Source organism: Flavobacterium sp. ACN6, assembly GCF_002304005.1.
In the GTDB taxonomy this organism is placed as follows: domain Bacteria; phylum Bacteroidota; class Bacteroidia; order Flavobacteriales; family Flavobacteriaceae; genus Flavobacterium.
The window spans coordinates 1-23,531 of the sequence record NZ_MRCQ01000016.1 but is presented as its reverse complement, the minus strand read 5'-3'; the positions used below and the strand labels follow the sequence as shown (position 1 = coordinate 23,531).

At 33.6% G+C, this 23,531-nt stretch carries 17 protein-coding genes; 8 read left to right on the top strand and 9 right to left on the bottom strand.

The window, feature by feature from the left end; all coding sequences use genetic code 11:
* Positions 1 to 113: 113 nt before the first annotated feature.
* The 3 genes from BSF42_RS19605 to BSF42_RS19595 are packed head-to-tail and all read right to left on the bottom strand — an operon-like array spanning position 114 to position 2,249.
* Entirely contained in the window at positions 114 to 1,016 is a 903-nt protein-coding gene (locus BSF42_RS19605; protein ID WP_095954800.1) for a glucosaminidase domain-containing protein, read from the bottom strand.
* Entirely contained in the window at positions 1,009 to 1,905 is an 897-nt protein-coding gene (locus BSF42_RS19600) for a 1-aminocyclopropane-1-carboxylate deaminase/D-cysteine desulfhydrase (RefSeq protein WP_253251128.1), read from the bottom strand. The genes BSF42_RS19605 and BSF42_RS19600 overlap by 8 nt, the downstream gene beginning before the upstream one ends.
* Positions 1,902 to 2,249: a hypothetical protein gene (locus tag BSF42_RS19595; RefSeq protein ID WP_095954798.1), complete on the bottom strand. Its 348-nt coding sequence runs from the start codon at positions 2,247 to 2,249 to the stop codon at positions 1,902 to 1,904. Before BSF42_RS19595 ends, BSF42_RS19600 begins: the two co-directional genes overlap by 4 nt.
* Positions 2,250 to 2,362: 113 nt before the next feature.
* Here BSF42_RS19595 and BSF42_RS19590 point away from each other — a divergent pair, with 113 nt between their 5' ends.
* From BSF42_RS19590 to BSF42_RS19555, 8 genes are all read left to right on the top strand, one after another.
* A complete protein-coding gene (locus tag BSF42_RS19590) occupies positions 2,363 to 2,545 on the top strand; it encodes a DUF5522 domain-containing protein (protein ID WP_095954797.1) in 183 nt (60 codons plus the stop codon).
* 198 nt (positions 2,546 to 2,743) lie between these two features.
* On the top strand, positions 2,744 to 3,718 hold the full coding sequence (locus BSF42_RS19585; RefSeq protein ID WP_095954865.1) for a D-glycerate dehydrogenase: 975 nt from the start codon (positions 2,744 to 2,746) through the stop codon (positions 3,716 to 3,718).
* Positions 3,719 to 4,200: 482 nt separating this feature from the next.
* Positions 4,201 to 6,177 carry a urocanate hydratase gene (locus BSF42_RS19580; RefSeq protein ID WP_095954796.1) on the top strand — a complete coding sequence of 659 codons (1,977 nt, stop codon included), beginning with the start codon at positions 4,201 to 4,203 and terminating at the stop codon, positions 6,175 to 6,177.
* Between the two features lie 155 nt (positions 6,178 to 6,332).
* Positions 6,333 to 6,872 (top strand): DUF4136 domain-containing protein, encoded by a 540-nt coding sequence (locus BSF42_RS19575; protein WP_095954795.1) that lies wholly within the window; start codon positions 6,333 to 6,335, stop codon positions 6,870 to 6,872.
* 337 nt (positions 6,873 to 7,209) lie between these two features.
* On the top strand, positions 7,210 to 8,454 hold the full coding sequence (gene ilvA, locus BSF42_RS19570) for a threonine ammonia-lyase IlvA (RefSeq protein WP_095954864.1): 1,245 nt from the start codon (positions 7,210 to 7,212) through the stop codon (positions 8,452 to 8,454).
* Between the two features lie 82 nt (positions 8,455 to 8,536).
* Positions 8,537 to 8,947 carry a group III truncated hemoglobin gene (locus BSF42_RS19565; protein WP_095954794.1) on the top strand — a complete coding sequence of 137 codons (411 nt, stop codon included), beginning with the start codon at positions 8,537 to 8,539 and terminating at the stop codon, positions 8,945 to 8,947.
* An 82-nt stretch (positions 8,948 to 9,029) separates the two neighbouring features.
* On the top strand, positions 9,030 to 9,476 hold the full coding sequence (locus BSF42_RS19560; protein ID WP_095954793.1) for a hypothetical protein: 447 nt from the start codon (positions 9,030 to 9,032) through the stop codon (positions 9,474 to 9,476).
* Between the two features lie 137 nt (positions 9,477 to 9,613).
* On the top strand, positions 9,614 to 11,380 hold the full coding sequence (locus BSF42_RS19555; RefSeq protein WP_095954792.1) for an aromatic amino acid hydroxylase: 1,767 nt from the start codon (positions 9,614 to 9,616) through the stop codon (positions 11,378 to 11,380).
* A 251-nt stretch (positions 11,381 to 11,631) separates the two neighbouring features.
* Here BSF42_RS19555 and BSF42_RS19550 read toward each other — a convergent pair whose 3' ends face one another.
* The 6 genes from BSF42_RS19550 to BSF42_RS19525 form a co-directional block, all read right to left on the bottom strand.
* Positions 11,632 to 12,261 (bottom strand): DUF4230 domain-containing protein, encoded by a 630-nt coding sequence (locus BSF42_RS19550; protein WP_095954791.1) that lies wholly within the window; start codon positions 12,259 to 12,261, stop codon positions 11,632 to 11,634.
* Between the two features lie 177 nt (positions 12,262 to 12,438).
* Positions 12,439 to 14,757, bottom strand: coding sequence for a BamA/TamA family outer membrane protein (locus tag BSF42_RS19545; protein ID WP_095954790.1), 2,319 nt, complete (start codon positions 14,755 to 14,757; stop codon positions 12,439 to 12,441).
* Positions 14,741 to 19,849 carry a translocation/assembly module TamB gene (locus tag BSF42_RS19540; RefSeq protein WP_095954789.1) on the bottom strand — a complete coding sequence of 1,703 codons (5,109 nt, stop codon included), beginning with the start codon at positions 19,847 to 19,849 and terminating at the stop codon, positions 14,741 to 14,743. Before BSF42_RS19540 ends, BSF42_RS19545 begins: the two co-directional genes overlap by 17 nt.
* A gap of 207 nt (positions 19,850 to 20,056) precedes the next feature.
* Positions 20,057 to 21,289 carry a glycosyltransferase gene (locus BSF42_RS19535; RefSeq protein WP_095954788.1) on the bottom strand — a complete coding sequence of 411 codons (1,233 nt, stop codon included), beginning with the start codon at positions 21,287 to 21,289 and terminating at the stop codon, positions 20,057 to 20,059.
* A 143-nt stretch (positions 21,290 to 21,432) separates the two neighbouring features.
* On the bottom strand, positions 21,433 to 22,389 hold the full coding sequence (locus tag BSF42_RS19530) for a GSCFA domain-containing protein (protein ID WP_095954787.1): 957 nt from the start codon (positions 22,387 to 22,389) through the stop codon (positions 21,433 to 21,435).
* 20 nt (positions 22,390 to 22,409) lie between these two features.
* On the bottom strand, positions 22,410 to 22,787 hold the full coding sequence (locus BSF42_RS19525; protein ID WP_095954786.1) for a GxxExxY protein: 378 nt from the start codon (positions 22,785 to 22,787) through the stop codon (positions 22,410 to 22,412).
* Between the last annotated feature and the right edge of the window lie 744 nt (positions 22,788 to 23,531).

Here is a 23,531-nt window from a genome sequence, read left to right as displayed (position 1 = left end):
TTAGATTTTAGTCCCGAAGCGTCGGGATAGATTTTAGATTATAAAACTGAAAACTTATTTTGGATTTTAGATTAATTTTTTCAAAACTGAAAACTGTCACTGAGACTGAAAACTTATTTCACTTTCAACCTTTGTCCAATTGAAATTGCATTATCGGTTAAATTATTCTTTTGCTTTAAATCATCAACCAATAAATTGAATTTTTTTGAAATGGAATATAGTGTATCTCCTTTTTGAACTTCATATGAATTTGGATCGTATGAATTCATATTTATTTTGGGATCTGAATTCGCAACGGATGAAGAACTTCTAGTTGGAGCCGTTTTATTGATCGGAGCATAATCTCTTCCCGTAACCAGACAATCATACTGATGCAGATTGTAACGTTCAATATAGCTGATTAACTTATCGGGATATTTAGGATCTGTAGCATAACCTGCCGCTCTCAATCCTTTTGCCCAAGATTTATAATCGTCTTTTTCATAAGTAAATAAAGTCTCATATCTTTTTTTGCCAACCAAAAACAAAGCATGATCTCTATAAGAATCTGAAGCTTGCGGATATTTTCTAAAACATTCCTGAGCAGAATCATCGTCGTGGCGAACACTTTCACCCAGCCATTCTTTGTGGCATTTAATTCCGAAATGATTATTAGCATCAACAGCCAAATCTCCTCTTCCCGCACCAGATTCCAAAATTCCCTGAGCTAAAATAATACTCGCCGGAATTCCGTATGTCTTCATGTTTCCCATTGCAATGTCTTTAAATTGCAAAACATAATTGTTAATTAAATCGCTGGTTACAACTGTTTTTGAAGTAGATTGAATAACCTCGGTTGTATTGTTTGTAGAAGGGTAATTTTTGCCAATTGGCTTAACCGGAGTAGTTTTTTTAGTCGCCGCCACTCGCGGTTTCTGAACCGCCGCCGCTTTTCTAGTTGTTGCAATAGCTGGTTTGCTAGACGAACAGCTTGCCAAAACTAATATAGTGAAGAGCAATACAATTTTTTTAATCATTCGTTTTTAGTATTGGTAATTTTTTCTGCCTCAATTTTATATTCATCCCGCTAATTCCCTGCAATCCGCCGGTGTGAATGAGTAAAATTTTTGAATCTGCAGGAAAATAATTTTTGCTGATTAAATCTATAACGCCAAAAACCATCTTTCCTGTATAAATTGGATCTAAGGGCACTTTTGTTTCTTCAAAAAAAGAATTAATAAATTCGATTAATTCCAAATTTACCTTGCCATAACCTCCAAAATGATAGTCAGAAATTAAATTCCAGTTATCTTTTTTTGCAAAAATACGAATTTCATCGGTTAAAAAGTCACCTTTTAACGCTGGAAACCCTAAAATTTTCTGATTTGGCAATGCACTATTAATTAATCCAGAAATTGTACCGCCTGTTCCAACTGCACAGCAAACGTAATTGAAGTCGGCATCTTCATCGGTCAAAATCTCTTCACAGCCTTTTACTGCGAGTTCATTTGTACCGCCTTCAGGAACTAAATAAAAATCGCCAAATTTGTCTTTTAGCTTTTCTAAAAATGAAGTTTCGCTTTTTAAACGATATGCTTCTCTCGAAACAAATTCAAATTGCATTCCGTTTTCCTGAGCAAATTTCAAAGTCGGGTTTTCTTCTATTTTATCAAAAAGCTCATCTCCGCGAATTATTCCAATTGTTTTAAAACCCTGCTCTTTTCCCGCATACGCCACCGCAGCAATATGATTGGAAAATGCACCGCCAAAAGTCAGTAAGGTTTCTTTGTTTTCGGCTTTCGCCTGAAGTAAGTTGTATTTTAATTTTCGGAATTTATTTCCCGAAACAAACGGATGAATAAGATCTTCCCGTTTAATCGTCAAAGAAACAGCATTCGGAAAATTGATATGAATTTGTTGGTTCAAAATTGATTTGATTTTAATTTGATGTAATCCAGAAACTGAAAAAAAGATCGGTTTTTTAAATAATCCAAATCGGTTTCTTTAGCGTACGCTTCTCTTTCAAAACTAATATTTCGGTACGCCAGATTTTTATCTTTATATTGTAGCAGCCGAATTAAATACTCCAAAAAATACCAAATAAAAAAAGGAAGAATCAGCATTTCTATTTGTTGCTTTAAATGAATTTTTTCGTGATTTACAAAAGTTCCGTTCGATTTATCAAAATCATATTTCATTAAAACAAAAGGAAATACAGCCATTCCACGATATCCTTTCGGAATTAAATATTTAGCAACAATCAGAAACATTGGCTGTAAAATTTATAAATTTGTAGATATAAAATTATTAGATTTCACTAAAATCATAATCAAATACTTATTTTTGATTTTTAAGAAATAAAAATACGACCGAAAGCAGTTTTATGAAAGAGCAAAGTAATGAAAATAAATTAATCGAGGGCGAAGATTTTTATTATACACCCGAAGGTTATAAATGCTTTACCGAAAAACACCACTTAAAAAGAGGATATTGCTGTAAAAGCGGCTGCCGTCACTGCCCGTACGGATATGATAAAAAAACAGGGCGAATAAACAAACCATTGTAAACATACATATTGCATAATTTTTTTAACACATAGAAATATAGACAATAGAAATGTAGAAGACGTTTCACTCGTCAAAACAAAGATAGTATGTGAGAGAAACTAGTTTCCTTTTTGCAATCTTTTAAAGCATTAAAAATCTATATTTCTATGTGTTTAATTTTTTTTACAAATTATCCAATAGGTCAAAAACAATACAAAATGAACATTTTTATAACTAAAAATATACCAGAAGCTGGACTTTTACTACTGCAGGAAAAAGGCTTCAATCTTACCGTAAATCCAACAGAGAATGTTTTATCAAGAGAGGAATTCATCAAAATCTGTCAGGAAAATGATGCGCTTCTTAATGTTGGTTCCAGTAATTTGGATGAAGCTTTTTTTGAGCAGTGTCCTAATTTAAAGGGGATCGCTTTATTTTCTGTAGGATATGATTCTGTTCATATTCCATCGGCCAATAGTAGAAAAATCCCCGTTGGAAATACACCTGAAGTTTTAAACAGAGCCACATCAGATACTGCTTTTTTATTGATGCAGAGTGTTGCCAGAAAGTCATTTTATAATCACAAAAGAATTATAAACGGCGAATGGGGAACTTTTAATGCCTTAGCCAATTTAGGGCAGGAACTCTATGGAAAAACATTAGGGATATTTGGTTTGGGAAGAATTGGTTTTGAAATGGCTCAAAAATGTAAAGCCGCATTTGGAATGAACATTATTTACCACAACCGCTCCCACAATGAAAATGCTGAAAAAGAACTTGATGCTCAATATGTAGATTTTGAAACGTTACTTGCACAAAGTGATGTTTTGAGCGTTCACTCTAATTATACCGAAGAAAACAACGAACTCTTTAATAAAGAAACTTTTGCTAAGATGAAACCCAATGCTATTTTCATCAACACTGCAAGAGGAAAGTTCCATAATGAAGACGATTTATATTATGCATTGACTAATGATATAATCTGGGGTGCTGGGCTTGACGTTACCAATCCGGAACCCATGAAGCAGGACAACCCATTATTATCGCTGCCAAATTGCTGTGTTTTGCCACACATTGGCTCTGCAACATACGAAGCTAGAAACGGAATGGCAGTTTGTGCCGCACAAAATATTATAGCACTTTCTGAAAATAGAAAAATGCCATTTTGTGTTAATGAAGAGGTTTATTCTTAAATTAAATTCCAAATTTTAAATTCCAAATTCCAATCTAAGTCTAAAATCTAAAATATCATATATGGATATTCGTTCAAGAAAATTTAGGATTACGATCCACAAATCCTATCATAGGTCGGATATCCGTTATCCTTAGTTTTTTAATTAGAGAATGTGGCATTTGATAATTGATAAATTCTAATTCTTAAATTCCAAATTCCAATTAAAAATTAAGATCCAATTGGATTCGGAATGTTTCGCTCCGTTGGAGCTTTTGAACGGAACGATTTTGCTTTCTAGAAATATGACGCCTTTCCAAGGCTGAGAAAAACTCCGTAGGAGTGAAATGTCTTTAGAAAAGTGTGTCTCGAAATAAAATTAGCATCCAGAATTTTAGCTCCAGCGGAGCGACATAATTTAAACATACAATAATTTTAGACGTTTGATTTATTCGGATTGAAAAAAAATCTAAAATCAACAATCTAAAATCTAAAATAAAAAAAATGACTTTCAAAGAACAAATACAACAGGGAATCCCCTCTATATTACCTCCAAAGGCAGCGTACGATTTAGCGATTAATCACGCGCCAAAACGAAAAGAAATTCTTTCGGCAGAAGAAAAAAAACTGGCTCTTAAAAATGCATTGCGCTATTTTGATCCAAAATATCATACCGAATTAATTGCTGAATTTTCAGAAGAATTAGAAAAATACGGTCGTATATATATGTATCGTTTACGTCCGGATTACAGAATGTACGCAAGACCAATTGACGAATATCCAGGAAAATCATTACAGGCAAAAGCGATTATGCACATGATCCAGAACAATTTGGATTATGCCGTGGCGCAGCATCCTCATGAATTGATTACGTACGGCGGAAACGGAGCTGTTTTTCAAAACTGGGCACAATATTTATTGACGATGCAGTATTTGTCTGAAATGACGGATGAGCAGACTTTAACGATGTATTCAGGACATCCGATGGGATTATTTCCTTCGCATAAAGAAGCACCAAGAGTTGTGGTAACTAACGGAATGGTTATACCGAATTACTCCAAACCTGACGATTGGGAAAAAATGAATGCTTTGGGCGTTTCACAATACGGACAAATGACGGCGGGAAGTTATATGTATATTGGCCCGCAGGGAATTGTACACGGAACTACGATTACGGTTTTGAATGGTTTCAGAAAAATAAAATTAAATCCTGAAGGAAATCTTTTTGTAACTTCAGGACTGGGCGGCATGTCTGGCGCTCAGCCAAAAGCAGGAAATATTGCAGGTTGTATTACGGTCTGCGCCGAAGTAAATCCGAAAATCACTAAAATTCGTCATGAACAAGGCTGGATTAATGAAATCGTAACTTCGACAGAAGAATTGGTTAAGAGAGTCAATTCGGCGAAAGCCAATAAAGAAGTAGTTTCGATTGCTTATTTAGGAAATGTGGTTGATGTTTGGGAATGTTTCGATAAAGAAAACATCAAAATTGATTTGGGTTCAGACCAGACTTCATTACATAATCCGTGGGCGGGAGGTTATTATCCAGCTGGAATTTCGTTTGAAGAAGCCAACGAAATGATGGCCAACAATCCTGAATTATTTAAAGAAAAAGTGCAGGAATCTTTACGCCGTCAAGCCAAAGCAATTAACAAACATACTGCAAAAGGAACGTACTTTTTTGATTACGGAAATGCCTTTTTATTGGAAGCTTCACGTGCAGGAGCTGATGTAATGGCGGAGAATAATATCGATTTTAAATACCCTAGCTATGTTCAGGACATCATGGGACCAATGTGTTTCGATTACGGTTTTGGTCCTTTTAGATGGGTTTGCACGTCTGGAAATCCAGAAGATTTACAAAAAACAGATTTGATTGCGAGTCAGGTTTTAGAAGAAATGTCTAAAACTGCTCCAAATGAAATCCAGCAGCAAATGCAGGATAACATTAAATGGATTAAAGGTGCGCAGGAGAACAAATTGGTGGTTGGTTCTCAAGCCAGAATTCTTTATGCCGATGCAGAAGGACGAGTTAAAATTGCAGAAGCATTTAACCAAGCCATTGCAAAAGGCGAAATTGGAGCGGTTGTTTTAGGCCGTGATCATCATGACGTTTCTGGAACAGATTCGCCTTACAGAGAAACTTCCAATATTTACGACGGATCTCGTTTCACAGCCGATATGGCTATTCAAAACGTAATTGGCGACAGTTTTAGAGGAGCAACCTGGGTTTCTATTCATAATGGCGGCGGCGTTGGCTGGGGAGAGGTTATAAACGGCGGATTTGGTATGGTTCTTGATGGTTCTAAAGAAGCTTCAAAGCGTTTAGCATCAATGCTTTTCTGGGATGTTAATAACGGAATTTCAAGACGAAGCTGGGCTCGAAATGAGGGTGCTGTTTTTGCCATAAAAAGAGCAATGGAAGTTGAGCCATTATTAAAAGTAACTTTACCTAATATTGTAGATGAAAGTCTGCTTTAGTTAAAGGATTTTATAATAAAATAAATTGTCATCCTGAGCGAAGTCGAAGGCTAACGAAAACGTATGGGGCTTCGACTTCGCTCAGGATGACAGAAAAATTAAGTTGTTTTTTAGGATAAACTAATTACAAACAAGAACATTAAATTTCTAATAATATGAAAACATTCAAGTTAATTCCGATTTTACTGCTGTTGATTCTTTCATCCTGCAGCAGTGTTACTGTATATTCTGATTACGACAAAACGGTCGATTTTGCGCCTTACAAGACTTATGCTTTCTTTAAGCCCGGAATTGACAAAGTAGAAATTTCTGATTTGGATAAAAGACGTATCCTGCACGCAATTGATGCAGAAATGCAGGCGAAAGGTCTGACTAAAAGTGAAAATCCCGATTTATTGGTAAATATTTTTACCAAATCAAGAGAACAGGTAAATGTAAACCAATTTAGTGCTGGCTGGGGTTATGGCTGGGGCTGGGGTTGGAATCCGTGGATGATGTATGGCGGTAACCAAACAATGGTTTCTACTTCTACAGAAGGAACGCTTTACATCGATTTAATCGACGCAAAAAAGAAAGAAATGATCTGGCAAGGTGAAGGTCAAGGAACTCTAACCAGAAACATTGACAAGAAAGATCAAAAAGTAGCTGAATTTGTAAATAAAATTTTAGCTCAATATCCGCCGGTTAAAAAGTAGTATACAGTGGCAGTTTTCAGTTTTTTAGAAAAAGTTAAAATAGTTATTGACTTCTTCAAAAAATAATTAATACATTTGTTTTTCAACAAAGAAAAATGAAAAATTTTAATAACATTATGATCGCTATTATTAGTATTATTGCAATTGAGCAGTAATGGCGGAGTGTTATATAAATAAGTAAAATATAATTTATAAGAACCTCCCACATCGGGAGGTTTTTTTATTTAGAAAAACTAAAAAATAGCCACGAATTACACGAATTAGCACGAATTATTTTTTTAACTTAAACTAAAATTAGTGAAAATTGGTGTAATTCGTGGCAGCAAAAACAAACAACATGAATCTATTTAACGAAGTACTTAATGCAAAAAAGCAGCTCGAAGATGTGGTTGCCGCTACACCTCTAACCCAAAATTTAAATCTTTCAGACGAATTTGATGCTACTATTTTATTAAAAAGAGAAGATTTACAAATTGTCCGGTCGTATAAAATTAGAGGCGCTTATAACAAGATTTCTTCGTTAAACGAAAAAGAAAAAGCAAACGGAATTGTTTGTGCGAGTGCTGGAAATCACGCGCAGGGGGTTGCCTATTCCTGCAATCTGCTGCACATAAAAGGCAAAATTTATATGCCAAAAACTACTCCAAAACAAAAAGTAAAACAAGTTCAATTATTCGGAAAATCTTTTGTTGAAATTGTTTTAACGGGCGATACTTTTGATGATGCGTATGCTTCGGCAACCGCAGATGCCATCAAAAATCATAAAACTTTTATTCATCCGTTTGATGATGAAAAAGTAATTGCCGGACAAGGAACAGTTGGATTAGAAATTCTGGAAAGTTTTAAAGAACCAATCGATTATGTTTTTGTTCCAATTGGCGGCGGCGGACTGGCGTCTGGATTATCTGAGGTTTTTAGACATTTAAGTCCTCATACTAAGATAATAGGCGTTGAGCCAAAAGGTGCTCCTTCGATGAAAACTTCAATTGAAGAAAATAAAAATACGGCTTTAAAAACGATCGATAAATTTGTTGATGGCGCTGCAGTAAAACAAGTCGGAGATAAAACTTTTGAAATCTGCCGTTATAATCTAGAAGACATTATTTTGGTTCCCGAAGGAAAAGTCTGCACGACAATTTTACGTTTGTACAATGAAGAAGCAATGGTCGTTGAACCTGCTGGTGCTTTGACCATTGCTGCTTTGGATTTTTATAAGGAAAAAATAAAAGGCAAAAATGTAGTGTGCATCGTAAGCGGCAGTAATAACGACATCGAAAGAACGGCCGAAATAAAAGAACGTTCTCTACTTTATGAAGGTTTAATGCACTATTTTATGATTCAGTTTCCGCAGCGTCCAGGAGCTTTGAAAGAATTTGTAAATAACATTTTAGGCCCAGATGACGATATTACTTATTTTCAGTTTGCTAAGAAAAACAGCCGAGAAGTAGGTTCTGTTGTTGTAGGATTAGAATTGAAAAACAAAAAAGATATTATGTCGATCAAAATGAAAATGACCGAATTTGGTTTTGAGTTTCAATATTTAAATGATAATCAGGATTTGTTTACACAGTTAATTGGGTAATTATTTCGTGAATGATAAATATCATTAAATAAAAAAGAAGTTAAAACGTATTTTTGCATTCTACTTTTAAAATACAAAAAAAATGGCAGCGCTAAAAGATATTTCCACGATAGAAGACATTAAACAAATGGTTGACAGCTTTTATAACAATGTTAGAAAAGATGATCTTATTGGTCCAATTTTTAATGATAAACTGCAAGATCGCTGGGAGCCTCATTTACAAAAAATGTATAATTTCTGGCAGACTATTTTGTTTGATGTACGCGCTTATTCTGGAACGCCATTTCCGCCGCACAAACAATTGCCTGTTGATCAAACTCATTTTGACCGCTGGATTGCAATTTTTAATTCAACAATAGATTCACAGTTTGCAGGGCCAATTACCGAAGAAGCTAAAATGCGTGCCACAAATATGGCTTTTATGTTCAGCCACAAAATCGAGTATTTTAGAAATGCTGAAAATGAATTAAGAAATTCATCAGGTAAATCTTAAAATACTTGACATTAAAGTTGGAAACTATTTTAAATTAAATAATTTTGATTGATCCAAATACTATCAAAAATCAATCATTAAAATGAAAAAAGTTATCCTGTTCTTTCTAATTTGTTTCTCTTTTTTTACTCATCTAAACGCACAATCTCAAGCTCCAGTTTCTAATTTATACAAAGGAACTATTGATGGAAAAATACCAATAACGCTTTATATTCAAACAGAAGAGAATCCTTGTACGGCCGATTTAATGTTTGCCTCCATGTATCGCTACGATAAATCTAGCAAATGGATTCAAATCTATCCTACGCAGAACAAAAAAGCTGAAAATGAATTTGTAATGGTTGAACATGGTTTCAGCGGTGTCTTAATTGTAAAGAAAACAGGAAATACTTTCTCTGGTTTATGGATCAGCCCTGACACTAAAAAGCAGTTAAAGGTTGACCTAAAAGAAACTTCAATGACCAAGAAAGAAATTGAAAACTATAAAAACACAATGGAAAGAGTGAGTTTCGATAATAATGACTGCTAAAAGTCCAAATTCTTCCTTTCATTAAAAACTTACAAAAACGCAATAAAATTCACTTTCGAATAAAAATATTGTGAAGAATAGCAAAAATTAGCGGTCTAAATTCGTAATTTTACATTCTAATCTACAACGTTTTCGAAATGAATCCAAATATTGAAACCAATCCGTTATTAGAAAGATTGCCTAAACATTTACAGCAATTTATCAAACCTCAAGATTATAGTGATTATACACCTATTAATCAAGCGGTTTGGCGATATGTGATGCGTAAAAATGTAGATTATCTTTCTAAAGTGGCGCACCATTCTTATTTGGAAGGTTTACGCAAAACTGGAATCGAGATTGACTCTATTCCGAGCATGTATGGCATGAACCGAATTCTAAGCGAAATTGGCTGGGCAGCAGTTGCAGTCGATGGCTTTATTCCGCCAAATGCATTTATGGAGTTTCAAGCCTATAATGTTTTGGTTATTGCTTCAGACATTAGACAGTTAGAACATATTGAATATACGCCCGCGCCAGATATCATTCATGAAGGTGCCGGCCACGCTCCTATTATTGCCAATCCTGAATATGCCGAATATCTAAGACGGTTTGGGGAAATTGGCTGTAAAGCGATTTCGTCTCACAAAGATTATCAAATGTATGAAGCGATTCGTCTGCTTTCAATTTTAAAAGAAGCCGAAGACACGCCGCAGGAAAAAATTGACGCAGCCGAAAAAGCAGTTGCCGATTTACAAAATGATATGGGTGAACTATCTGAAATGGCTCAAATTAGAAATTTGCATTGGTGGACCGTAGAATATGGTTTGATCGGAAGTGTTGAAGATCCAAAAATTTACGGTGCAGGACTGCTTTCTTCAATTGGAGAAAGTGCTTGGTGCATGACGGAAAATGTGAAGAAAATCCCTTACGATATTTCGGCTGCAAATCAGAATTTTGATATTACGCAGTTACAGCCTCAATTGTATGTAACGCCAACTTTTTCTCATTTGAGTTTGATTTTAGAAGAATTTGCAAATAAAATGGCTTTAAGAACTGGAGGTCTTTCAGGAATCCAAAAATTAATTCACTCCAATGCTTTAGGAACAATTGAATTGAGTACTGGTTTACAAATTTCTGGAGTTTTTACCAATGTAATTGAAGATGAAGGAAAACCTGTTTATATCCAAACAACTGGAAAAACGGCTCTTTCTTACCGCGAAAAAGAATTAGTCGGCCACGGAACTTTAACTCATCCACACGGATTTGGAAGTCCGATTGGAAAATTGAAAGGTTTTAATCTTGCGATTGAAGATATGAGTCCGAAAGATTTACAGGCTTACAGCATTGTAGAAAATGAAACCGTAAAACTGGAATTTGAAGGCAATATTATTGTAGAAGGAGAAATTATTACTGGTTCTAGAAATCTGCATGGCGAAATCATTTTAATCAGTTTTAGAAATTGTACGGTAACGCAGGGAGAAACTATTTTGTTTCAACCAGACTGGGGTAATTATGATATGGCTATAGGTAAAAAAGTCATTTCGGCATTCTCTGGCCCAGCGGACGTAAATAGTTTTGACTTAATAAATATTGTTCCAACAACTCAAACTATTAAAGCAAAACATACCGATGAACGTGATGAATTGGAGATTTTATATGCATCTGTTCGCAATATCAGAAACTCCAAAGAATCTAAAAATGAACTTCAGCCTGTTTTTGAAAAACTGAAAAACAACCATTCTAATGATTGGCTTTTGAGTATTGAAATTGCAGAACTTTTAAAAGATTCTGATGAGAAACAGCTTTTACAGGAAGTATTGGTTTATCTGGATAAATTGAAGGAAAGACGTCCTGAGATTGCACATCTAATTGCTAGTGGTTTGAATTTGATTTTTGATCATTCTTTGCCGCAAAGGCACTAGGGCGCGAAGATTTTTTCACGCAGATTTATAAACCGATAAGCGGGGATTTTTTAATCTCGCAAAGACGCGAAGTCGCAAAGTTTTTTTACCCCTTTTGTCATCCTAAGGAACGAAGGATCACACTAGAAACTCCGTACAGAAATTTATCAATCTTTGTCGAATTACGAGTGTGATCCTTCGTTCCTCAGGATGACAAGATTACGATAAAACCTTTGTAACTCTCAACCTTTGAACCTTTGAACCTCTAAAAATCACAATTTCAAATCTTGGTTCAACTCCGTTTCTGATTCAATAGTTTTTCCGTTGTATTGTAATTTCCATCCCATAGAGTTCGTCAAAATTAAAATCTTTGATAATTCACTTATCAATCTATTTTGGGCATTTGTTTTTAAGGAAGATTTTTCGATTTTCTTTGCCAGATTGGCTTTTACTGATTTGTTGATTTTATTGTAATCATCTCCTGTAAACGGATTTAATTTACTTTGTTCGACATCATAAAACTGAATATCTGGATTTATGGTAATTTCTTCTTTGGGAATATTTAAAATCGTAATCGTTTTATTTTTTTCATCGATGTCGTATTTCATTTGATGCAGATCGTAAGCAACCGTAACATTGGCATTTACAACAACTAATGCTTTCTTCTCAAAAGAAACCATATCCATCAAATACTTCTGTTGGTTTTTATAGGTGATCACTTCTGAAAAATGACCTTCGGTGACAACCAATTTTCCAACATTAAGAATTTGCTGCTGAATTAAATTGGTATTATAATCGATTGTAGAATCATCTTCTTTCTTGAAATCGCAATATTTAAAAGCGAGCACAATTAGTAAAACAATGACACCGACACCTATAATTCTTTTGAGTAAGTTTTGCATTCTAGTTAAATATTTAAGAGCAATTTACTTCTTTTTTTAGTTTTTTCCGCCAAGAATTCGTGAATTTTAGCTAATCTCTTTTGTATTAATCTTTACAATTTCACAAATTAAAATTTGATAAATTCAAGTTAAGCATTCCTGTAATTGTGATAATTAGTGAATTCGTGGCGAATAATTTTAAAAAGGATATCCGATAGCAATATTCAAAATCAGGTTGTCTTTTCTCCAAGAACTGTCTCCAAAATCAATCTTATCAAGTACCCAGCGTTGTCCATCTGGCAATGCAGGATTTCGAAGCGGAATAGCTAAATCTGTTCTCAAGACTAAAAATGACAAATCAAAACGTAAACCGACACCTGCTCCAACGGCAAGTTCTTTCATAAAATCTTTTGAAATTTCGGCTCCAGGTTTATCTGGATCAGCATTTAAAAGCCAAATATTTCCCACATCTACAAATACCGCTCCACGAACAATACTAAACAATTTAGCTCGATATTCTGTGTTGAATTCCAACTTTAAATCTGCTGATTGGTCTGGCGTATAATTATTATTTGTTGTTGGCGGAATAACATAACTACCAGGGCCTAACGTTCTTGCTCTAAAGGCTCGAATACTGTTAGTTCCTCCCACAACAAATTGTTTTGATGTCGGAAGCGTATTTGAATTTCCATAGGCGAATCCAGCTCCAACTATCAATCTGCTCGCTAATTCACTTTCTTTTCCAAGCTTCAAATAATGTCTGAAATCGGATTTGATTTTTACATATTGACTAAATGGAACATCAAAAATGGTCTTCACATTATCTTTCTTATAACTTGCGCCTGTTACCAATCCTGTAATGTTTCCCGCTAAATCCAGCTCACCATTAAAATAGATTGTATTTTTTCGACGCTTCTGCATCGTGTTTGTATAAGTAAAATTGTAAGTTGGGCCAAAAATTAACTGCTTTTCGATTACTCTTCTTAGTGCTTCATCTTGTTCTATATCGGCTAAATATTCTGCCGTGACATGATTCGGACTCACATAGGTCACATCAATAACATTCAACTGGTGTTCTTTACGAATATTTTCTTTCCATAAATAGCCAAAAGAAGTATTAAAAGAATTCAGCGCATATAATTGTGTTCTTTTTTGGTATTCGTAACGCAAAGTTGCTTTGGTTCTTGGTACAAATTCACTATTCCCTTCTATATTAAAAGGCGTAATAAATCTAGGCCAAGTCAAACTAACTTCCCCTCCGAGTTTATAAATATTTTTTCCTTTATTTACCCCGCCAAGTTGAAAATCAGCACCGCCAAAGACCGAAGCTGTAAATAATTCTGCACCTCTAAAAAAGTTTCGGTTGTTCCAATTTAAGTTTAATTCTGTTCCAGTGTAACTTGCTGAATTGGTTTTACCTATCACCTCAACACGAATAAATTTTTTAGGAAGCAAGGTTAAATAATAATAGGAATTTAAAGCATTTGGAATAGAATCAGACGGCTTAAATTCATTTTTTACAAAACTAAATGTTCCCAGATTCACAAATCGGTTTAGAGTTAAATTGTGATCTTTTCTATTATATAAATCTCCTTTTTTAAAGTAAATCGTTCGATCATAAACTCTTGGTTTAAAAGTTTCTGCCGTATCAATTATCGTAAAATCTTTGTATTGTGTAATATTTCTTTTTCTGTAAACTGCACTGTCGTTTGTTAGAGAATAATTTGGATACACAAAAATCTTATCAATCTTGTATGATGTTAATGCTTTAGAAGGCGTATCATCTTTTATAACAATTCTAATTTTTACTTCATGGTCGCCTTTGCTGCTGTCGACTTTAGCCAAAAAATAATCGGGATTAAAATAAAAATATCCCTTTTCCTTTAATCGTGCATCAAGACGTTCACGCTCGGCTTTGATCAAATCTAAATCGTACGGCTTTCCAACTTTTAAAAGACTTCTTCTACTGCTTCTTGCTAATATTTTTGATATTTTTAAAGAGTCATCTGGAAAAGTAACGCTTTTTATGATGTATTGTTTTTTCGGAGTAACGGTGTATTCTGCAGTTACTCTTTTATTTCGAACAGTCGAATCGGCACTAACACGGGTTTTAAAATAACCTCTGTTTTCTGCAAAATTTCTTAAAATCGATGCGTTATAATCCAGATCAACTTTGCTAAATAAAACGGGCGCTTCTCCCACTTTATTTCGGAGCCAATATCGTGTTCCCTTTTGTTTTTTAGGTTCGCCAGCCAAATTATAAATCCATAATTTAGGTCGTAAACCCAAAATTTGTTTGTTAGGTTTTGGTCTTAGTAAACCTTCCAGTTCCGTTTCCAGCGCTTTACGATCTTTCTTTTTCATCAGCGAATCTTTTACGGTAACCGAACCTCCAACATAAAGCAAATCGCCCTCTGGAAGATATTTTGTATTACTGCATCCTGCCATAAAAATCAAGGAAAACAGTGCCATACACTTTATATAAAATTGTCTTATATGTCTATGTTTTCTGTTCATTTCCTTCAATTTGTTTTTCCTCTTGATTTTGTAATTCTGGCTTTTCTTTTTCTTCCTTTTCTTTCTGCTTTTGTTTTTCTTTTCTTAGTTTTTCTTCTCTAATCATTTCTTTTTCCTGCTCACTGCGATGAAAAAGTTCTCTAAACTTATTGTAACTCATTGTAATAACAAACGCAACTCCTGTTTCAACAACCTGACCTTCTACGGCCACTTGATATTGGTTTTTTCTGTAGGCACGAACCATATATCTTCCGTCTTTTGTCAGTTGATAATCTAAAGCAACGTCTCCAGCGATATTGGTACTTTCTTCATTGGCACGTTCCTGCCCTTCCACACCAAAACTGCTTCCTACTGTTACTTTCAATCGGTCATCCAATAATCTTTTAGAAACTTCAACGTTAAGATCGGTTCTATTTTCCATAGTTCCAGTCGTGTAATCTTCTGTTGATTCTAAGTCAAAGTTCACTTCAAATCCCGAAACCAATTCTCCTGCCAAATTGTTTAATTGCTGCGAAAGTATTTTACTCACACTTTGTCTGGCAAAAGATTCTGCACTTGCCCCGCCGCTTTCGCTTGAAAATGGATTTTCACCAACAAATCTGTTTAACAATAAAAGGGCAAAAACCTGTTTATTTAATTCGGCAGGATCTTGTTCCAATTGTTTTAGTTTTGTCTGCGTAAGTTCAACTACATCCGAGGCAACATTGTAATTTCCTTCTGGAAGAGTAATTCCAAAAGAAATCTCAGGCTTCATCAACTCGCCGTTCATTTTCAATAAAGTCTGGAAAGGAAGTTTTTGTTTGTATGTATTTTGCACACTCGGCGGTTCGCTTTTTAACTGATTGCCTAATAAATCAATTGGCGCAGCATCTACTTTGTAAATTGCCGTAATATTTAAATTTGCCATTGTTGGCTCTCCATTCCATGTAATGTAGCTGCCTTTTTGAATATCAAATTTTCTTCTGATTCCATTAAAATTCATTTCGTAAGCGCCATCAGAAAACTCATATTTACCAGTCAAAGTTGTTTTACCCGACTTATCGATTCCACCAACCAATTCTGCTTCTCCCTGCAATTTCAAATAATCGCCATTTCCTTTATCAATTAATAAAGTAAGTTCTGCCTCTTTATCGATTGTAATAGCAACATTTACATCCAATCCTTTTAATTCCGATTGATCGAGTTGATTCTGCATGTCAACCGTTTGTTTCAGATACATATTATCTTCATCAACAAACTCCACAATTCCCTCACGATCAGCAATCGAAGGATCTGATTGCGGCATTACCACCGTGAATTTGGTTTCTTTATTTATTTTGATTGTTCCATCAATAACTGGACTATCTAAATTTCCTTTAATATTTAGTTTGGTATCCAAAAACAAGTCGCCGTAAAACAAATCGTTGTCTGCCGCTTTAGAATTTATAGCTCTAAAATCATTTGCTTCTACCAAAAGATTAAAATTATACTTTACAAAATCAGCCGACTGGATTGATCCATTTACATACAGTTCATTATCATTTTCATCAAAAACAGAGAATTTATCAAATGAAATGGTTTCATTATTAAAAGTGATTTTTTCTTTTCCAATTTTAAAGTACGAATTCAACTGCGTAACCCTAAAAGCGGCATCATTAAAATTCAATTCCCCATTAATTTTTGGAGCCGAGGTATTTCCAGTTAATTTAAAGTTTCCTGATAAAAACCCTTTTCCTTCGGTTATATTCCCCATGCTGAAACCTTGGATACTTTTAATATTCAGTTTATTGATTGCAACATCAAAATCAAAGTTTCCAGCATCTAATTTATATTCCCCTGTTAATTTTAGATCATTTCCTTCATCACTTAAAGCTACATTTGCTGCAAGTGTATTGGCAGTTTTATTGTCTACTTTTATCTCTAAGTCGCCGACTTTTTCGCCTTTAAAAGTAAAATCATCAATTTTTAAGTCTGATGTAAAAGTTGGGCTTGTCATTACGTTTTCGACCAAAGCATTTCCGTTGATCAAACCTTGCATTAATAACTCGTCTTTTTTGACCATATTCATAATGGTTTCAATCTTGAAGTTGACAAAATCAACCTGAAGCGGCGCGTTATTTTCAGTTCCCTGCGATTGAATTTTTAATTCGTTTCCGGCATTGCTCAAATAAAATTTATTGATATAAAGTCTTTTATCTCCAAATTCAACAGCATTTTCTGGATCAACATTCCATTTTTCATAATTTAAAACGAAATTCTCTGCATCGATTTTGAAAATGTTTTTAGCATTTTCATGATTCAAGTTTCCGGCAATAAAATATTGTTGTTTTTCTTTGGCATCTTTTACTTCCAAAGCGTATGTAAGCTCATTGTTTTCTACTTTTCCAGACAAACTTGTAAACGGAATTTTTAGCGATCCGCTTTCTATAGTCGCAACAGAAACCAAATATTCCAGCGCATTTTCTTTGGCTTCAATATTGATTCTTCCGTCAGAAATAGTATTATCGGCATACACAATTCTCGGAATCGTTCCTTTTACTTCCAAAGAATCGGTTTGGTTATTGTATTTTCCATTTATTGTAAATGGTTCTAATCCAGTTAATTTTGGTAATAATTTAAAAAGAACAGGATCATTGTCTACTTTTAATTTGAATGCTAATCTCTGCTCATCAGATTCTGCATTTACTTTCGGATTTTGAAGATCAATATATTTTGATAATGATTTTTGAATAGAATTTGCTAAAGTCGTCAGCTTGTACTTCCCTACTACCTCAGCTTTTAAGAACTGAGACGAAATTTTGATCGAATTTCTGTCTTTGTCGGCAAAAGCCAAAACACGAATAGAATCTAAAACTATTGGTTCAGCATCCTGCAAGATTTGAATGTTAGACAAAAATACTTTTCCGTTTAAGAAATCGGGATTACTATTCGCAATATCCGCATCTACATTACCGCGAAGTTTCATTGGGCCAGCATGCAGATTTAGTTTTTCTAAATCGGCAATATCCAGGTTTAATTTTAATTTTATGGTTGGATATTTTTGTTTTGTATCACCGCTTGCAACTAAATCAAAATTAAGATTTGGATCTTTCATTCCAGATTTTACTGCAAAAGATCCGTTTTCGATATTACCTTTTAAAGCCAGATCTTTATAAATATATCGATTAAAAACCGCTTTTTGGACCAATCCGTTAATTGCAGCATTGGCTGTTTTAGGGTCTAAACCATTTCCTTTTACTTTCGCTTTAAGCGTAATTTTTCCAATTGAATCGTTTTTAATCAATCTCCCTAAATCAAAATCAAGTAAATAAACAGTTGCATCGTATTTTTCCCTTTTTTTGATTCGCTGATCAAATAAAGCATCAACTTTTGCATTTCCAAAACTGCTGTTTAAAGCTAAATTGGTTTTGAAATTTTGAACTGATCCTTTAAATTTTCCCTGCAGATTTAATTGCGAAGGCAGTTGAATATTCTTGGGAATTGTTCCCGCAGGCACAAACATATTAATATCTTTTGCCGTGCTCGAAATCTTTTTAATATCTAAATCGTAATATGCTTTTTGCGCATCTGGAAGTCCGGTGATTTTCCCCGAAAGGGAAACTTTTGTAGCACCAATGCCGCTCATTTCAAATTTTGAAATATTCAGATCTTTTACTTTTCCGCTCACACGGCTATCCACATACAAAATTGCATTTGGATTACTTTTAAACGGATTTGTTTTCTGCAAATCTGGTACAAATAATAAAATGTCTTTAAAACCGATTTTTGACTCTTTTAAATTGGCATCAATTGAAATATTACCAAGATCTTTTTGCAGCGCTTCCAGCGATTTATATTCAGCTTTGATTTTATCTTTTACAAGAGTTTGCGGTGTTTTTAGATACAAATTATTCAAATACGCGCCTTTTGGCCCGTAAAAGAAATCTGTTTTTAAATCCTGAATCTGCAAGCCGCTTTTTTCGTTTACGGTAAGCGTTTTTATAGCTCCAGAAATTGTATCGTTTGCATAATATAATGTCTCGGCTTTAAAATTGAATTTACTCAAATCTAAATGACTGTAATCTAAACCTTTTGTTTTTGGTTTGGACTGCATATCATCAAATTTAAAAGCGATATTTTCTAGATTAGCATCTTTTAATTTGACTTTCAAGCCTGCTTGTTTTATTGCTGTTGAATCTAAATCTGGAGCTTTAATTTGCTTGTCTTGTGCTCCTAATCTTAAATTCCCGCTTAGATTTTTTACTTCGAAAGTATCAAAATCTAAAAGCTGTTTATTAAGGTCGATTTCGTTTACAGCCAAGTTTAAGTTTCCTAAACGAATACCTGAATTTAATTTTGAGTCTTTATTGTCGTATAAAATATCGATTTTAGACAACGTGATTTTATCTAATGCCAATTTGAAATCTGGTCGTTTCGAAATCGTATCTACGGTTTTAACCGAAGCTTCAGCAATTTTCTCGACCACATCTTGATCCAAAACTACTTTTAATCCATTCAAATTGATGTTTGGAATATCAAAATCCATTTTATCAAGATCGAATTTATTAAACTTTGTATCAAAATGAGTCAGATTTACGCGAATATCATTCTTAGAGAAATCATCTTTAAAATTAAATTTTACCTGATCGAGGTTTACTTTTACAACAGAAATTTTGAAAGGCTTAGCATCAGGATCTTCTACTTTTGGTTCTTTCGATTCGAATGCTTTAATGATATAGTCGAAGTTAAAAACGCCTTCTTTATTTCTTGAAATATTAGCTTTTACATTTTCAAGTGAAACCGAATTGATTTCGAGTTCGCTGCTAATCAATTTAAAAAGATCTACATCGACTTCTAATCGCTTACCAGCCAATAAAGTATCTTTTTTTTGATCTTCAAAATAGAAACCCTCAAGAACTACATCTTTGGGAAATTTAATTAAAATTTTATCCAGGGTAACTTTGGTTTTTATTTTATCGTGCAGATACGTGATCGCTTTATCCTTAACGAAATTTTGAACGGATGGAACCTGAATTAATACGATAACAAGTAATAAAAGTGCAACTATAGAAACCACGCACCAAAGGAGCACACGGAGTGTTTTTTTAAGAAAATAAATTGGTTTTTTATTCATACGTCAATAAAACACGATTAGATTAAGCTGCGTTTTTATAAGGCTGTACTTATACAGTTTACAAAATTGTCAATTTTAAACCTTAACAATTTACATAATTATGCGCAATTATTCTAAAATTTCATTGTTGTTTGAATGAAAAGCAAAATTTTTAATTAAGTTTTTCCTGTTAAATTATCTCATAAAGTAATTTTAAATACTTAGTTTTTAAAGATCGATCAGGTTTACATATCCTTCTTCTTTTCCAAATCTGCTTTCGGTTAACAAAGGATTGTTTGGATTTTCTTCATAAGCCCAATCTGTTACGCCAAGCTCTTCAAAACGTTCTTTTATTTTTTGATTATAAAAGCCCGCTATAGAGCGAACTCTGCGTTGGATATCTGCACGTGCTGTATCGTGAGTATTTGCTGCATTTTGATTGGAGTAAATAAATTGCAGATAACCAATTTTGGGGATTCTCATTAGTTTAGTCGACAGAAAAGTTCTTACCAATAATTCATAATCATCCGCAATTGACAATCTTCTATTATGTCCTCCAATTTCATGATAGACAGATTTTCTCCAGACCCTGATATGATTGGGAACTCCAACAATATGGCGTATTGTTTTTGGATTAATATTCATAGAAATATAGACTTTCATCAATTTCCCCATTACAAACTGGTTTTCATATTTTCCATATCCAAAAGCAAATCCATCTTGATAAGTTAAGGAATTCCAGTTTTCGTCAATCTCTGCGCAATCTGAATAAACAAATCCAACTTCTGGATATTTTTTAAATGCTGCAACTATATCTAATGCACAATCGGGCATTAAATAATCGTCATGATCCAGTTCTGCTAAATAGTCTCCATTGCACATACATGCTGCACGATGTTTTACTTCTCCAATTAGTCCTCCTGACTTTTCCTTAAAATCATATACTTTTACTCTTAAATCTTGAGCAGCTATATCTTCGGCAATTTTTAAAGTTTTTCCATCATCTGTAGAATCATTAACAATCACCCATTCCCAATTGATGTAGGTCTGCTTTTTTATCGATTCGTAAGTACGAAGAAGTGTTTCTCCTGTATTGTAAATTGGTGTAAAAAATGAAATTAAATCATGTGTTTGAGACGATAAAATATAATTCATCGCACAATTATAGGCCATTTCACCAATTTCTTCCTTGTTGCAATCCGGTAAGTTCAGCCATCTTCTCCTTATATCTATTGACAAATTCATTAGATTGGGATATTCTTCAGACGAATTTCCAGTAGTTATAATACAGTCAGGATTAAAGGAAATAATGTATTTATTAATATTTTCATCATCCCTTAAATACAATACATCTAATTCGTTCGATTCATGACTGCCAAGTTGTAAAGATTTAAGCTCTGGCTCCTCATTCCCAATATAAACAATACGGGGTAATCCCATTTTTGATTTTAACGGTTTCATTTTCAACTATTTTTACTTTTTAAATCAGTTTTTATTGCAAAAAGTTTTAGGCGATTCAAAATGTTCTTGTTTTCTTAAAAGAAAAACAAAAATACAAATAAAATAGGAAAATTCCTTAAATAGATTAAAATATACAACTGGAATTAAAATGAAATATGAGGCAGTTTTTTTCTTAACAAATTAATTTTCAGCTCGAGTTTAGCCAGGAATTTTTTGTGTTGTTCCGATTCGGGATTAAAACTTCTGTGTCGAAGGCTTTTCTGAATTTCGTCAACCTCCTGCATTGTTAAAAAACTTTCTTGCGAAATATAATTTTCACTAAAAAGCTTCCAAATATAGTCGATCGCGATTGGATTGGGATGAAGCATATCTTCGTTATAAAAACGATAATCGCGAAGTTCGTCCATCATGATTTCGTAGGAAGGAAAGTATTCAGTGTTCCGTTTTACGTGTTCAGTATTCAGAACGAAATGCAATGCCGTAAACAAATGTGATTTGCTGAGCTGGTTTTCTACAAACCCATCTTTAATATGGCGTACCGGCGAAATGGTAAAAATGAAATTGATATTGGAATTTAAAGCTTGAATTAAATCGATTGTATTTTGAATGCTTTTCTGAATTACATCAACCGATAATAATTCTTTTGAGAATTGTTTTTGAGGCACTTTATGGCAATTGGCTGCTATTTCTTCGCTTTCAATATTTCTATAAATCCAAGAAGTTCCTAAAGTGATTATAATGTGAGTTGCTTCTTTTAGTTGTTTATACGTTTCAGTTATTGCTTTATTTAGTGTTTCTAATAATTCTTGTCTGTCTGAATTACTTAAATCCGAATGCACTTCGAAACTATGCCAGCATTCATTATGAAAAAAAACATCTTTTTCTTGAAAAAAATCCTGCTCACAAACTCGTTTAAATAATTTCTCTATCGAAACAGGATTAAATATAATTCCGAATGGATTGGTTTCATTTTGAAATTTAAAATAGTCAAATTTGGCAGCCATGTTTTCTGCAAAACAAGAACCCACAGAAAGTATTTTCGAATTATATTCGATTGGAAAATTACTTTTTGAAATTGGGATTTGAGTTCTGAATTGCATAATTTTTGTTTTAAACAAAGTTAAAGATTACTGACGACTCTTTTTATACCTAATTTAATAATAGGTACATTAAAATTAATAAGTAATCCCAATTTCATTTTTGTGATTTTAAGGTAAGTCAAAACTTGTTTGCCATGAACCTCAATAATTTGTTCAACTGATTTGATTTCTAATATTACTTTATTTTCTACTATTAAATCCGCTCGAAATCCAATATCTAAAGATATTCCATCCCAAATGACTGGTAGTGGCTTTTGTCTTTCAACATTTAATCCTCGTTTTACTAATTCGTGATATAATATTGCTTCATAGACTGATTCCAACAATCCCGGTCCAAGTTTTACATGTATTCTATAGCAAACATCAACTACTATTGATGAAATTTCATTTTCTGTCATTTTATTTTTTTTTTTCAAAATTACAGAAAAACCTTATATTAAATATTTTATTTATGCGTAAATTTTTGAAATTCAGAAGAGATAAATCACGCAAAGTCGCAGATTCGCAAAGTGTATTGTGTATTGTGTTAAACTTAAATTTGAAACAGGGGCTTATTTTAATTTGCTTGTATATTAAAAAACCAGACAGCTAAAACTTTGCGACTCTGCGACTTTGCGTGAAATTGACTAAAGTTAAAAAAGCTTAAAAAAAAACTTTCAACATAAACATTTGAAATTTAGGAGAAATAAATCACGCAAAGTCGCAGAGTCACAAAGTGTATTGTGTATTGTGTATTGTGTTAAACTTAAATTTGAAACAAGGGCCAATTTTAATTTGCTTGTATATTAAAAAACCACACAGCTAAAAACTTTGCGACTCTGCGACTTTGCGTGAAATTGACTAAAGCTTAAAAAAGCTTAAAAAAAGCTTTCACCATAAACATTTGAAATTTAGGAGAAATAAATCACGCAAAGTCGCAGAGTCGCAAAGTGTATTGTGTATTGTGTTAAACTTAAATTTGAAACAGGGGCCTATTTTAATTTACTTGCATATTAAAAAACCACACAGCTAAAAAACTTTGCGACTCTGCGACTTTGCGTGAAATTGACTAAAGTTAAAAAAGCTTAAAAAAAAACTCTCAACATAAACATTTGAAATTTAGAAGAAATAAATCACGCGAAGTCGCAAAGTGCATTGTGTAT

Bases quoted from the DNA above. Each gene is read 5' to 3' on its own strand.
- BSF42_RS19605 (WP_095954800.1), bottom strand. From the start codon at position 1,016: ATGATTAAAAAAATTGTATTGCTCTTCACTATATTAGTTTTGGCAAGC.
- BSF42_RS19595 (WP_095954798.1), bottom strand. From the start codon at position 2,249: ATGTTTCTGATTGTTGCTAAATATTTAATTCCGAAAGGATATCGTGGA.
- BSF42_RS19590 (WP_095954797.1), top strand. From the start codon at position 2,363: ATGAAAGAGCAAAGTAATGAAAATAAATTAATCGAGGGCGAAGATTTT.
- BSF42_RS19585 (WP_095954865.1), top strand. From the start codon at position 2,744: ATGAACATTTTTATAACTAAAAATATACCAGAAGCTGGACTTTTACTA.
- BSF42_RS19580 (WP_095954796.1), top strand. From the start codon at position 4,201: ATGACTTTCAAAGAACAAATACAACAGGGAATCCCCTCTATATTACCT.
- BSF42_RS19575 (WP_095954795.1), top strand. From the start codon at position 6,333: ATGAAAACATTCAAGTTAATTCCGATTTTACTGCTGTTGATTCTTTCA.
- ilvA (WP_095954864.1), top strand. From the start codon at position 7,210: ATGAATCTATTTAACGAAGTACTTAATGCAAAAAAGCAGCTCGAAGAT.
- BSF42_RS19565 (WP_095954794.1), top strand. From the start codon at position 8,537: ATGGCAGCGCTAAAAGATATTTCCACGATAGAAGACATTAAACAAATG.
- BSF42_RS19560 (WP_095954793.1), top strand. From the start codon at position 9,030: ATGAAAAAAGTTATCCTGTTCTTTCTAATTTGTTTCTCTTTTTTTACT.
- BSF42_RS19555 (WP_095954792.1), top strand. From the start codon at position 9,614: ATGAATCCAAATATTGAAACCAATCCGTTATTAGAAAGATTGCCTAAA.
- BSF42_RS19550 (WP_095954791.1), bottom strand. From the start codon at position 12,261: ATGCAAAACTTACTCAAAAGAATTATAGGTGTCGGTGTCATTGTTTTA.
- BSF42_RS19545 (WP_095954790.1), bottom strand. From the start codon at position 14,757: ATGAACAGAAAACATAGACATATAAGACAATTTTATATAAAGTGTATG.
- BSF42_RS19540 (WP_095954789.1), bottom strand. From the start codon at position 19,849: ATGAATAAAAAACCAATTTATTTTCTTAAAAAAACACTCCGTGTGCTC.
- BSF42_RS19535 (WP_095954788.1), bottom strand. From the start codon at position 21,289: ATGAAACCGTTAAAATCAAAAATGGGATTACCCCGTATTGTTTATATT.
- BSF42_RS19530 (WP_095954787.1), bottom strand. From the start codon at position 22,389: ATGCAATTCAGAACTCAAATCCCAATTTCAAAAAGTAATTTTCCAATC.
- BSF42_RS19525 (WP_095954786.1), bottom strand. From the start codon at position 22,787: ATGACAGAAAATGAAATTTCATCAATAGTAGTTGATGTTTGCTATAGA.